Source organism: Liquorilactobacillus aquaticus DSM 21051 (genome assembly GCF_001436755.1).
GTDB lineage: Bacteria > Bacillota > Bacilli > Lactobacillales > Lactobacillaceae > Liquorilactobacillus > Liquorilactobacillus aquaticus.
This window is the reverse complement of the sequence record NZ_AYZD01000015.1, coordinates 239,687-253,026: the sequence shown is the minus strand read 5'-3', so window position 1 is coordinate 253,026 and position 13,340 is coordinate 239,687. Positions and strand designations below refer to the sequence as shown.

Genomic DNA, 13,340 nt, shown 5'->3' with positions numbered 1-13,340 from the left:
TGCATTATGAAAAAATTACGAAATAAATTACATTATTTCGACTTTTACCTGTTCATACCATACATTATTTTATGTGGGATAGGAGTCGTAATGGTTTACTCGGCAAGTTCAATCAGTTTATCTTACGCAGGCAGTGCAACTAACACTTATATGGTTAAACAACTACTATACGTTTTTTTGGGTATATTTTGTTTTACATCGGCATACATGTATCGTTTTAATAAATTTATGAGTCAGAAATTCATTATATATGGTTTTATTGTAATAGCTCTATTGTTATTATATGCCAAATTCATGACAAATCCGATTAACGGTGCGAACGGTTGGATTGATTTAAAAATTTTTAGTTTGCAACCTGCAGAACTTTGTAAATTGTACTTGGTTTTTTTTGTTGCACAGTTGCTGACTAGAAGAGAAAACAGAGCAGTCGCCGACTTAAATGGGGAAAAAAACTGGAAGCCATGGTTTCTGATAGGTACGCTGTTATTTCTAGTATTGATTGAACCAGATTTAGGTGGTTTTTCAATTAATGCAATGATTGTAGTTGTGATGGTTCTTGCGCGCGGAATAAATTATCGCAAACCATTGCTTCAGTTGACAGGGTTGCTTGTTGCAGTCGGTGCAGTCGTCCAATTGATGCGTTTTTGGAATCCTTTAAAAGGCACAGACTATGCATATATGTACAACAGGCTAGTGGCTTTTTATAATCCTTTTAAAGTTGCAAGCACGAGTGGGCAACAATTGATAAATTCATATTACGCTATTAGCAATGGCGGTTTATTAGGACTAGGATTAGGTAATAGCATTCAGAAAAGAGGTTATTTGCCTGAAGCACATACTGATTTTATTTTGGCGGTTATTAGCGAGGAACTTGGCGTTGTAGGTGTAACATTTGTGTTGATCCTTCTTACTTGGCTTGTCTTGCGGATATATTTGATTGGTGTTCGTTCTAATAACACATACGATACCTTGGTTTGTTATGGCATAGGAACTTTTATAGGTGTCGAAACATTGTTCAATGTCGGAGCCGTTAATGGGTTGCTTCCTATCACCGGCGTGACGCTGCCATTTGTATCATACGGAGGATCAAGTATGATCGTCTTATCGTTGGCTTTGGGGGTTGTTATGAACATTTCAATAAACCAGCGGCGCAGTTTGAAAAATAGGTTTAACAGCTAGGAAAATACAATATCATTTGCTTTTTTAATTTTTTGTTAGGTTGTCATTCAAGATTTTCACAGAAAGTGGGAGTTCAATGGAAAAGATATTGATTGCTAATCGTGGAGAAATTGCTATTCGAATCATTCGTGCGTGCCAAGAATTAAAAATGAAGACCGTCGCTATTTTTGCTAAAGAAGATGAATTTTCAGTTCATCGTTTCAAGGCAGATGAAGCGTATCAAGTTGGGACGGGGAAAAAACCAATCGAAGCCTATCTTGATATGGATGATATTATTCGAATTGCCAAAGAAACTGGTGCCGATGCAATCCATCCTGGATACGGCTTTTTAGCAGAAAATGAAATTTTTGCACAGAAGTGTTTTGACGCTGGAATTAATTTTATAGGCCCAACGGTCAAACAACTTGAAATCTTTGGAGATAAAGTTAAGGCTAAGTTGGCAGCCAAAAAAGCAGGTTTACATATTATCCCAGGTAGCAATGGCCCTGTGCAATCATTAGAAGAAGTCAAAGCTTTTGCTTCAAAACATGGATATCCTATTATGGTTAAGGCAGCACTTGGTGGCGGTGGTCGCGGTATGCGAATCATTGAGAATGAAAGTGAGATTGAAGAAAGCTATAATCGTGCACGGAGTGAAGCTAAACAATCATTTGGTGATGATGAACTTTACGTTGAAAAGTATCTAAAAGAACCTAAGCATATTGAGGTTCAGATTCTCGCTGATAAACATAATAACATAGTCCATTTATTTGAGCGCGATTGTTCTGTTCAGCGAAGACATCAAAAAGTTATTGAAGTGGCTCCTAGCATTTCCTTAGACACGGCAAGAAGACACGAAATATGTGAAGCAGCCGTTCGTTTAATGAAAAGTGTATCGTACCAAAATGCAGGAACAGTAGAGTTTTTGGTTACAGATGATGATTTTTATTTTATTGAAGTTAATCCTCGTGTTCAGGTAGAGCATACAATTTCAGAAATGATTACTGATGTTGATATTGTTCAGTCTCAGATTCTTATTGCTGCAGGAAAGGATCTTTTCAAAGACTTGAAGCTTCCGCATCAGGCTGATTTAAAACACCATGGTGTTGCAATTCAATGTCGTGTAACAACAGAAGACCCAGAAAACAATTTTATGCCGGATACAGGTAAAATTGAAACATATCGTTCGCCAGGTGGTTTTGGTGTACGTTTAGATGGTGGGAATGCTTACGCAGGTGCTGTTATAACTCCGTATTTTGATTCATTGCTAGTGAAGGCCTGTGTGCAGGCACGAAGCTTTATTAATGCTGTCTTAAAAATGGATCGCGTCTTAGATGAATTTAGAATTCGCGGAGTCAAAACAAATATTTCATTTATGCGTAATGTTATTAATCATCCTGTTTTCTTAGCCGGCAAAGCAAGCACAACGTTCATTGACAACACTCCTGAATTATTTAACTTTAAGCGTCAGAAGAACACAGTGAATCAGCTATTGAAATATATTGGAAATGTGACAGTCAATGGTTTTCCAGGCACAGAAAAGCACAAAAAAGTCTTCGCACCTAAGATTAGTGTCGGAAGTGAGTTTACTTTTAAGACAAATGTAGAAAATGCTAAAAGGGTTTTGGATCGTTCAGGTGCGGATGGAATGATCGATTGGCTAAAACAACAAGATAAAGTTCTTCTTACAGATACTACAATGCGTGATGCACATCAAAGCTTGTTTGCTACAAGAATGAGGACGAAAGATATGGTCCCAGTGGTGAATGTTTATGATGAGACAATGCCGCATATTTTCTCTGCTGAAGTTTGGGGCGGTGCGACGTTTGATGTGGCTTATCGTTTCTTGGATGAAGATCCATGGGAAAGATTAAAGTTAATTCGTAAAAAAATGCCGCATACTCTTTTGCAGATGTTGTTTAGAGGGTCCAATGCAGTTGGATATAAGAATTATCCCGACAATGTTTTACAACGTTTTATTAAGCAAAGTGCCACAGATGGCGTAGATGTTTTCCGTATTTTCGATAGTCTAAATTGGGTAACGCAGATGGAAAAAAGTATCCAATTTGTACGTGATACAGGTAAAATAGCCGAAGGAACAATGTGCTATACAGGTGATGTCTTGAATCCAAGTGAACACAAATACGATTTAGGATACTATAAACAATTAGCTAAAGATCTTGTTGCAGCTGGATCACAAATCATTGGTATTAAAGATATGGCTGGCTTGTTGAAACCTAAGGGTGCTTATGAATTAATCAGTAGTCTGAAGGAAGAACTTGATGTTCCAATTCATTTGCACACTCACGATACAACTGGTAATGGAGTTGCTACCTATGTTGAAGCTGTTCGTGGAGGTGTCGATATTGTTGATGTTGCGATGAGTTCGCTTTCAGGAACAACCAGTCAACCAAGTATGAGCAGCTTGTATTATGCGTTGACAGATGATCCAAGGCAGCCGGAACTAAATATTGATAATGTTGAAAAAATAAATCGTTATTGGCAGGGTATTAAGCCATTTTATCAGGATTTCATGAATGGTATAACAGCCCCTCAAACTGATATTTATCAGACAGAAATGCCAGGAGGGCAATATTCCAATCTTCAGCAACAAGCCAAAGCTTTAGGAATTAGTGATTTCGAGGTAGTTAAGAAGACATATCGTGAAGTAAATGAACTTTTAGGTGATATTGTAAAAGTTACACCTAGTTCCAAAGTCGTTGGCGATTTTGCTATTTTCATGATTAAAAATCAATTGACACCAAAAGAAATATTTGAACGTGGAGATCAGATTGATTTTCCTGAGTCTGTGGTGAACTTTTTTGCAGGAGACCTTGGTCAGCCAGTTGGCGGATTTCCTAAGAAGTTGCAAGAAATTGTTTTGAAGGGTAAAAAAGCAATTGAAGTCCGTCCGGGCAGTTTGGCTCAGCCAGTTGATTTCGATAAAACTGCTAAGGAATTGGAAGAGAAAATAAAACGTGAGCCAACAATTGAAGAAATCTTAAGTTATGTTATGTATCCCGATGTTTTCTTAGAGTATGAGGAAATGATCAATAAGTTCGGAGAATTAGAAATTTTGGATACTAATACTTTCTATCAAGGAATGAGAACTGAAGAAACAATCCATATTGACTATGGTGTAGGGAAGAAAATTATCGTTAGATTGAATTCAATTGGTAATGCTGATGAAGAAGGAAACCGTAATCTTTATTTCACGCTTAACGGTCAAGCACAGCAGATAGTGGTCCATGATATGAGCAAAAAAGCGAAAATAAAAACAGTTCTAAAAGCAGAGCCAACTAATCCAAGACATATTGGTGCGACTCTAAGTGGATCAGTCTTGAGCGTCTTAGTTTCTAAAAATCAAATTGTTAAAAAAGGTGAACCTTTGATTGTAACTGAGGCAATGAAGATGGAAACGACTATTAAAGCACCGTTTAACGGCAAAGTCACTCATATCCATGCTAAGGCTGGAGATGTTTTGGAGACAAGGGATCTATTGTTGGAAATCGAACCAATAAAGAGCTAATAATGAAAAAAAAGGTTTTTCTTAAAAGTGTATTTTATTTTGTGATGTTTTTTTTGATAATTATTGCAGGGATGTATTTCTGGACGGCATTATTTGAAGGTAACTCAACGAATTCATCCAGAGATATTTCTAGGTCAAGAAGACATATAGTGACTGATAAATCACGTTTAACGACCCCAAAGGTTGATCAAATTAAAAAACAAGGTTTTGCACGTTATATAGGTGCATCATCCGACACAGTCATGAATGATTTTGGGGAGCCACAAGAGAAGGTTCCAAGTGCGATCAATATTCAATGGTGGGTGTACAATCTAAACGAGAACTCTTATTTTAAGATAGGAATCGACCTTATGACGCATAAGGTTAGTTCAATCTTTGTAGGCGGGAAAGATGGCTTGCAACACGAAAAGTTAAAAGTCAATATGCCCTTTAAAAAGTTGGTCCAACTGAGTTCACTCTATGCAAATTTTAAATTAAATTATCATGAGCAGAGTTTTCAATTAGAATTGTCAGAAGATGATTTAAACGAACGACCATTGCTGAGTTTTAATAACAATAGTTACGCAATTACTTATTTGCATCCCAGTTCAAAAAAAGTTTACGCAATTGAATATGTAAATGCAGATATGTTATTGAAGAAGAAAATGTATCGGATCGTATCACAAACACCGTTGCCAGTCCAGTTTCAAGGAGAAACAGATTGGACAGCAATGAACGAAATGCTGCCTGCAGATTTAATAAGAATGGTTAATGTTAAACGAAGTTTGGCAGGAACGTCATCATTGATTTTGAATGATGAATTAACTCAAGCAAGTCAAACTATAATTGAGCAATTAGGCGGGAATCCTAGAAACTTTTTAAATAAAAAAAAGAGCTCGATAATCAAAAGTGTGCTAAATGGCAATTTAAATCAAAAACAAGGACTTTATCTGTATGCTCAAGCTGTTCCAAAGAAATTATATAGAACAGTTGGTTTAAATCGAAATTCTTTTGATATTTATTGTCTGGCACCAGTGTATGATAATACAGCTTTCTTTTCTGATTCTGTGTTGCTGAGATTAATCCTTCCTAGACTGGTTTCTTCGAATAGCAAGAATATAGGAATAGCGTATGATAGAGGTATGTTCGTATTTATTATCGACAAATAAGGTGGTAGTGAATGAATTTCAATATAAATGAGCGGCAAAGCATCATCGTCTATTTGTATCATTTAAAAAATAGCAAACAATTGAGACGTTATGGAACTATTCATTACGTTTCAAAACGCATGAAGTATGTTGTTTTATACATTGACCATGAAAATTTAGATGAGACACTCAAAAAGTTAAAGGAAATGCGGTTTGTAAAACGTGTGATAATGTCACCTCGTCCTAATATCAAAATTAATTTTGAAGACGAGGTAGGAAAAACATACAAATTAACAGAGGAAGATCGAGAAAAGTATAGGAGTAATAAAGAATAAATTATGAGAGTTATTGCTGGTGAATATGGAGGACGAAGACTGAAAGCTGTTCCTGGAATGAAGACTCGTCCTACTACAGATAAAGTTAAAGAATCTATTTTTAATATGATTGGCCCTTTTTTTGCTGGTGGAAGGTCTTTGGATCTTTTTGCTGGTAGCGGGGGACTGAGCATTGAAGCTGTTTCAAGAGGGGTCGCAAACGCAACGTTGGTCGATCGTCAGTATTTGGCAATCAAAACAATTAAGGAAAATATTAGTGTCACTAAAGAGCCTCAAAAATTTGATGTTTTCAAGGCAGATGCGGTTCATATTCTAACCAAACTAGTCCAAAAGAAGCAAAAGTTTAATTATGTTTTTTTGGATCCTCCGTATAAAAAGCAGCAAATACTTGAGTTTATTCAGCGATTAGAAGAGCTTGGTTTGCTAGAAAAGGGAGCACTCTTGATTTGTGAAACAAATCAGGATGCAAAGTTGCCAGCTGATGTCGAAGGCTTTGAACTGTATAAACGGGCAGATTATGGAATTACAGAGATAACGATTTACCAATATCGAGGTGAATAATCAGGATGAATGCAATTTTTCCTGGGAGTTTTGATCCTGTTACTTGTGGGCATATTAATTTAATCAAGCGAGCAAGTAAGATTTTTTCAGAGGTGACAGTGCTTGTTATGACCAACACAAATAAACACGGACTTTTCTCTCCCGCAGAAAGAGTGGCGTTGTTAGAAACTTCTGTTGCTTGTTTTGAAAATGTCAAAGTATTGTCACTTGAAGCGGATTTGACAGTTAGAGCAGCTGAAAGTCTAGGAGCTGACGTTATCATTAGAGGTGCTAGAAACGGGCAGGACTTTGAGGCTGAACGCAGTATTGCTGATATGAATAGACATTTGGCGCCGGAGATTGAGACGATTTTGCTGCCTGCCGTTGAAAAATATAGTTTTATATCCTCGACGTTAGTAAAAGAAGTTGCACGTTTTGATGGTAATCTTGCCGGATTGGTACCTGACATTGTCGCACATGCACTGAAAGAAAAGATGTGCTGAATGTTTAAAAGAAAATATATTGTAGCTACTGTTTTATTGTCTCTTGTTGCACTTTTTTGTTTTGTCCCTATACCTGCGTATATCGAAACCGTTGGCAATGCGCAAAATGTTGAAAAATATGTTTCTATTGATGGCAGAAGAGACACTCGGAAAGGTCAATTTATGCTGACTTATGTCGGTATTGGGCGGGCAACGCCCGCGTTATATGTCGCAAGCTATTTTGATAAATATGCGACAAGGCTGCCAAGTAGTGCTGTTAGGGGAAATAGTTCGACTTCAGAATATAATAAAGTACAGCATTACTATATGGATGATGCACTTAATCAAGCGAAGACAGTTTCTTTGAAGCTGGCTAGTAAACCAGTTAGGCAAAATTTTAAGGGAATGGTTGTTATGTCGTTGCTTGATAATTCTTCTTTCAAAGGCAAGCTCCAAGTTGGAGACATTGTAACTGGAGTGGACAAGAAAAAATTTGGTAAGGCTGCTAATTTCATGCGGTATTTGCAGCAAAAAAAGAATACAGTTGTTTCGTTGCATTATCGTCGTGGGAGAACTAACCATTCAACTAAGGGAAAGTTGATTCATTTACCGGGAACATCTAAAAAGGGTATAGGAATTAGTTTTGTCCAAAAGTCTAAGGTTATATCACCAGTCAAGATAAAAACCGATATGGATGGTATTGAAGGCCCATCAGCAGGGTTGATGCTTACTTTGCAAATGTATACTCAATTAAGCCATGAGGATTTAAAAAAAGGTCGCAAAATCGCAGGAACAGGCACGATGCTTTCGGACGGAGAGATCGGGGACATCGGCGGTATCGACAAAAAGGTTGTTGCCGCTGCTAATAAAAAAGCAAGTATTTTCTTTGCACCAAATAATCCACTTACTCGAGCTGAGAAAAAGGCTGGTGAATTAAATAATTATCAGGAAGCAAAGAAAGCAGCAAAAAAAATCGGCACCAAAATGAAAATAGTACCAGTCAAAAATGTTCAAGAAGCGATCAGCTACTTAAGGTAAAGACTGCAATGACTAGCAGTAATACACATAAATATAACGAGTTAAAATCAAAAAGAGTACTGCGGCAAAATATCAATTTGTCACAGTACTTTTTCATTTTTAGAATTTTACCGCTGTAAAAGTTAACCGTTTTTTTAGAATCCTTATGATATTAGGTTACTCATATTGATCGAGTTTGTTTTTTTTGCTAATTATGGATGAATTCTTTTATCGATGGATGTCGTATTATTTTTTTCAGAAGCTGATTTTTTATTTGTTCGTTTTCGCCTCCTTGCTCTGATAATCTTTTGTCCTACTTGAATTGTTTTCCAATTTCTTGTGGGTGTGTTTTGTTAACACTCTGTTTGCGTATATATTAATCAGAAGGGAGGAAAAGGTTGGAAAAAATAAAAGAATTTTGGGAAGAAAACAAAATATTTTCATGTATTACAGTGGCCATTTTGATTGCAGCGTGCGTAATGGGCGGATATATCTTGAAAAAAGATAGTTTGAGCAAATCAAATGAAATTTTGAGCCCCGACATTAGTTCTTCTGTAAAAAACACTTCTTTAAGTTCAGCTCAGGAAAAGACGAGTACTGCTTTTTTTGTGGACATCAAGGGAGCAGTTAAAGAACCAGGGATATACAAAGCAACTCATAAAATGCGAGTGGCTGATATTGTGAGTGCAGCAGGTGGTTTCGAAAAAACAGCGGATCGTAATCAAGTTAACCTAGCCTTAAAATTGGTTGATCAGCAAGTCGTATATATTCCATTTAAGGGCGAAATCGATAGAAAACCGCCAACAACGATGGAGTCGGGGGTATCAGGTCAATTAGGCAATAGTAATGCTGAAACCGAGGCAGGGCTGACCTCTACGATGAGTGCACAAGGAGATGATGGACAGAGTAATAGTAAAATGGATTTAAACAAAGTCACAAAGGAAGAATTACTAGAATTAGATGGCATTGGAGATAAAAAGGCTGATCTTATTTTAACTTATCGAACTCAACATGAAAGATTTAACAAGATTGAAGAGCTGAAGAATATTACCGGCATTGGGGATAAAACATTTGAGAAATTAAACGAACGATTGATGATTGGACCCTAACTTTGTGTATCGAAGGCATCAGGTGTTTGATATACTAGAGTTAAAATTAAATTTGAAGGTGAAGTTATGAAGGACAGAAGGATACCATGGAATCAATATTTTATGCTTCAAGCTATATTATTATCTCTTAGAAGCACTTGTGAACGGCTATCTGTCGGTGCAATTCTTGTCCGTGATCGTCGAATTATCGCTGGCGGTTACAATGGTTCTGTTTCTGGAGATGTTCATTGTATTGATGAGGGATGTTACTTGGTAGACGGGCACTGTGTGAGGACAATTCATGCAGAAATGAATGCCGTTTTGCAGTGTGCAAAATTTGGAATTGCTACTGCTAAGTCAGAGATATATGTGACAGATTTTCCTTGTTTGCAATGTACAAAGATGCTACTTCAGGCAGGAATAAAAAAAATATATTATCTGCGTAATTATCATAATGATGTTTATGCAATGAAACTATTAAAATTAAAAAATGTTGAGATTGAGCAAGTTAAAGTTGATAAAGAATATTTAAATTCAATTGCGGCAGACACATATTTTGATTAGCGTGAGGAATTACACTAATTAGAAAAATTATTTTTTTCTTAGCAATTGATGCTTATTTGATCAGCTTGTTATGTTTTTCGTTTAGTTGGGAATGGTTGCTACTATTTTTTCTGCTGCAAGCTCGGGTTGTAGCATTAGGTAATAAGCATTTTGTTGCATGTGTGTTTAGCTTTACCTGTTTTTTCTTTGCGTACTGTATTTTATGGAATCACTCTTTGCAGCAAAAAGTCTTCCAAAACAAAATGGAGATTATAAATAATGAAATAATTTTAGAGCCAGATGAGTATCAAATAAATGGAGATTTGTTAAAGTTCAGTGGTTTATGGACGGAAAAAAAGCAAAAGGTACAAGCGTATTATCGGATTGCTACAAAAGACGAAAAAAAAACTTTCAGCGAAATCGATGCTGCTACAAAACTAGTTGTTACAGGAAGAGTAGAACAGATTCTACCTCCGACAAATGAAAATCAATTCGATTATCAGAAGTATATGCGAAGTAAAAAAATTGTTAATGCGGTTCAAGTATCTAAGTTAAAGGTGAGTAATAATCCACCTAAATTGGGCAAGGCTGCCAGGATAATTGCTGCAACACATAGTTTGCGAAAAAAAATGATAAATTACTTTGCTAAATTGCCAGCGCCTTTGGACGGTTATAGTCAGATTTTGTTGTTGGGTTACTATGCTCCAAGTTTTTCAACTCAATTAGAGCAGATTAACAAGTTAGGCCTTTTACATCTTTTTAGTTTATCCGGTATGCACATTTTCTATCTTTTAAGAACAATTCGCTTTATTCTAGGATACATGCATATAACTCGCGAAACATGCGAAAATATGATTTTGTTTTTTCTACCCTTTTATGCAATTTTAGGCGGCTTATCATCTAGTTTGATCAGAGCCGTGATGATGTCTTGGCTGATGATTTTATCGAGCAAATATTTCGATAACGGATTAGACGGAGTTGAAGCAGAATCTGTTGTGTTGATTTTGAATCTGTTGTATTCTCCAGAATTAGTGCATTCAATGGGAGCACAGCTAAGCTATTTGCTGACTTTTGTTCTGATGATGAGTCGAAAAACGAGTAATTTGAAGCTTGGATTAAAGATGAATGGTTATAGTTTACCTTTAGTTCTCTGGCATACTTTTCGCTGGAACATGTTAACAACTTTTATATCCATTTTGATAATTCCTCTTTTTGAATGGGTTATTGTTCCTTCAGTTATTTTAGGTGCTCTTTTTCCTAAGTTAAGTTTTGTGTTTAATGGGATACTGTTCTGGATTACAAAAGGAATCGAAGTCACTGCAAAACTGCCAGCAAATTTCGTGTTTGGAAAGCCGCCGCTTGTGTTTGTTCTTTTTTGGATAGGATTAATGTTCGCACTTGAAGTAGTCAAAAACAAGAAAAAGATTTATTTATTAGGCTTTGTATCATATTTCTTAGTGGGAGTCATGATAAAAATGCCACTGCGGGATGAAATAGTGTTTCTTGATGTCGGGCAGGGGGACTGTACGCTTATCAGAAGACGGTTTAATAAGGAAGTTACGTTGATTGATACCGGAGGCAAGTTAAGTTTTCAAAACAAGTCGTGGCAAAAACGTCACGGAAAAAGTAATGGTGAAACAGTCGTAGTTAATTATCTGCTAAGTAAAGGCATTTCAAAAATTAACTGGTTGTTTTTAACACACCAAGATACTGATCATGTCGGAAATTTTCCAATTATTAGTCAGCTCCTTAAGGTTGAAAAAATACTGGTACCCTCTGGCATGGAAAAAAATTTTTCTTTTAAGAAGCGACTAGTAAAATCGGCAAACAAAGAACAGGATGTTATTCCTATTTCAACTGAAAAAGTTAAACAAATAGGACAATATAAGATTTTGCATCCTTTTGGTGAAGGTGAGGGTAAAAATGAATCTTCTATAGCGGTAACGACGGTTCTCAATAAAGTCAGTGTTATAATTAGTGGAGATCTTGATAAAAGCGGAGAATTTGAACTCTGCAAGCGAAATCCAGGATTACGTACTGATATTTTGAAGAACGGACATCATGGTAGTAAGACATCCACCTCAGAAGGCTATGTTGAACAGTTGCAGCCTAAGTTGGCTATTATATCCGCTGGACGGAGAAACCGCTATGGTCATCCAAATCAGGAAACATTAGAAACATTAAGGAAAAATAAAGTTGGATATTTGAATACAGCTGAGGTTGGTATGATAAAGGTAATTCCTATTGGTCCAAACAACTTTAAAATTGAGACAGGAAAGAATTTGAACGCGAGGTAGGGATAGAATTCGATGAAAGTAGCAGAATTATTAAAAAATATCCATGAAGGTAAGCTAGAGCCTGTTTATTTAGTACTTGGAAAAGAAGATTATAATTCTAAACGAATTGCTGAGGCATTTGTCAAAGCAGTGCCAGAAGATCAAAGAACAGTTAATATTGGTCAATATGATATGGAAAATACTTCTATCTCAGAGGCAATCGGTGATGCGTTATCAGCTCCGTTTTTTGGAGATAGAAGAATTGTGTTCATCAAACATCCTTACTTTTTACTTGGAAATAATAAAAAGGTCAAGAATGAACAAAATATTGATGAATTGATCGATTATCTTGAAAATCCAGAACCAACAACAATTTTTGTGATATTTGCCCCTTATGATAAATTGGATGAAAGAAAAAAATTGTCAAAAAAACTGTTGAAAAAAGCTGTTGTAGTTGAAAATGGTTTTTTGGATGAAAGGAGCACTAAAAATTATGTAAAGGCTTTGTTGCAAAAAAAGGGATACTTAATAGAGCCGCAAGCGCTTGAACTGCTAGTGCGTAAAACAGAGGCCAAACTATCATTGGCTATGAATGAGTTACCAAAATTACTGTTGTTGGCACAAAAGGATAAAAAAATAACTGAGTCAATGGTTGCAAGGATGGTTCCACAAACGCTGGAACAAAACATTTTTGATTTAAGTGATTTGGTTTTGGCTAAACAGGTCAAAAAATCGATCGATATGTATCATAATTTGATCTTACAGCACGAAGAGCCCCTGAAAATAAATGCAATTTTGTTAGGCCAGATTAGACTTTTATTGCAGGTCAATATTTTACAGAAACATGGTTATGCCCAAGGAAATATCGCGAGTTCTTTGAAAGTGCATCCGTATCGTGTAAAACTTGCAATGAAAAAAAGTCGAGAAATAAGCAGAACGGATCTGCGAACAGCATATCTGGGACTTGTTGACTTGGAAGAGAAAATGAAATCGACACAGAGAGAACCACTGGCTCTTTTTGAACTTTTTATGTTGGGATATTTTAAGGAAAAGCATGCTTAGGTATTCCTAATATGTTTGATTCTGAAGCGGTAAAGGTAGAGGTAGCAAGAAGAGATGATTGAGGCTTTGTTGTCCATTTTTGTATGACAAAAAGTGTTAAGTTGTAAAAAAAGAGTCGTGCTAAAAGCACGGCTCTTTTTGAATCTTAACTAAAATAAGCAATACACTGGAAACTTGAAAGTA

The 13,340-nt window shown here is 36.2% G+C and carries 11 protein-coding genes; all 11 read left to right on the top strand.

Translation table 11 applies throughout. The annotated features are described in order from the left end of the window. The first annotated feature begins 6 nt into the window (after nucleotides 1–6). The 11 genes from FC19_RS04605 (at nucleotide 7) to holA (ending at nucleotide 13,157) form a co-directional block, all read left to right on the top strand. Nucleotides 7–1,179: an FtsW/RodA/SpoVE family cell cycle protein gene (locus FC19_RS04605; RefSeq protein ID WP_057875815.1), complete on the top strand. Its 1,173-nt coding sequence runs from the start codon at nucleotides 7–9 to the stop codon at nucleotides 1,177–1,179. Nucleotides 1,180–1,255: 76 nt separating this feature from the next. Then, on the top strand, nucleotides 1,256–4,687 hold the full coding sequence (locus tag FC19_RS04600) for a pyruvate carboxylase (protein WP_057875814.1): 3,432 nt from the start codon (nucleotides 1,256–1,258) through the stop codon (nucleotides 4,685–4,687). Between the two features lie 44 nt (nucleotides 4,688–4,731). Beyond that, the gene (locus FC19_RS04595) at nucleotides 4,732–5,835 is read left to right on the top strand and encodes a CAP-associated domain-containing protein (protein ID WP_201782313.1); all 1,104 of its coding nucleotides are present in this window, start codon (nucleotides 4,732–4,734) and stop codon (nucleotides 5,833–5,835) included. Between the two features lie 11 nt (nucleotides 5,836–5,846). Then, nucleotides 5,847–6,149 carry a YlbG family protein gene (locus FC19_RS04590; protein ID WP_057875812.1) on the top strand — a complete coding sequence of 101 codons (303 nt, stop codon included), beginning with the start codon at nucleotides 5,847–5,849 and terminating at the stop codon, nucleotides 6,147–6,149. A 3-nt stretch (nucleotides 6,150–6,152) separates the two neighbouring features. Next, on the top strand, nucleotides 6,153–6,710 hold the full coding sequence (rsmD, locus tag FC19_RS04585) for a 16S rRNA (guanine(966)-N(2))-methyltransferase RsmD (protein ID WP_057875811.1): 558 nt from the start codon (nucleotides 6,153–6,155) through the stop codon (nucleotides 6,708–6,710). Nucleotides 6,711–6,715: 5 nt separating this feature from the next. Beyond that, nucleotides 6,716–7,192, top strand: a complete 477-nt coding sequence (coaD, locus tag FC19_RS04580) for a pantetheine-phosphate adenylyltransferase (RefSeq protein ID WP_057875810.1) — start codon at nucleotides 6,716–6,718, stop codon at nucleotides 7,190–7,192. Then, nucleotides 7,193–8,209: a SepM family pheromone-processing serine protease gene (locus FC19_RS04575; RefSeq protein WP_057875809.1), complete on the top strand. Its 1,017-nt coding sequence runs from the start codon at nucleotides 7,193–7,195 to the stop codon at nucleotides 8,207–8,209. It abuts the gene before it with no gap. Nucleotides 8,210–8,586: 377 nt separating this feature from the next. Continuing rightward, the gene (locus FC19_RS04570; RefSeq protein WP_057875808.1) at nucleotides 8,587–9,297 is read left to right on the top strand and encodes a helix-hairpin-helix domain-containing protein; all 711 of its coding nucleotides are present in this window, start codon (nucleotides 8,587–8,589) and stop codon (nucleotides 9,295–9,297) included. A 66-nt stretch (nucleotides 9,298–9,363) separates the two neighbouring features. Continuing rightward, complete coding sequence (locus tag FC19_RS04565; RefSeq protein WP_057875807.1) at nucleotides 9,364–9,840, top strand: ComE operon protein 2; 477 nt, start codon at nucleotides 9,364–9,366, stop codon at nucleotides 9,838–9,840. A gap of 56 nt (nucleotides 9,841–9,896) precedes the next feature. Further along, nucleotides 9,897–12,116, top strand: coding sequence for a DNA internalization-related competence protein ComEC/Rec2 (locus FC19_RS04560; protein ID WP_338037338.1), 2,220 nt, complete (start codon nucleotides 9,897–9,899; stop codon nucleotides 12,114–12,116). A gap of 12 nt (nucleotides 12,117–12,128) precedes the next feature. After that, nucleotides 12,129–13,157, top strand: a complete 1,029-nt coding sequence (holA, locus tag FC19_RS04555) for a DNA polymerase III subunit delta (RefSeq protein ID WP_057875805.1) — start codon at nucleotides 12,129–12,131, stop codon at nucleotides 13,155–13,157. Nucleotides 13,158–13,340: the final 183 nt, after the last annotated feature.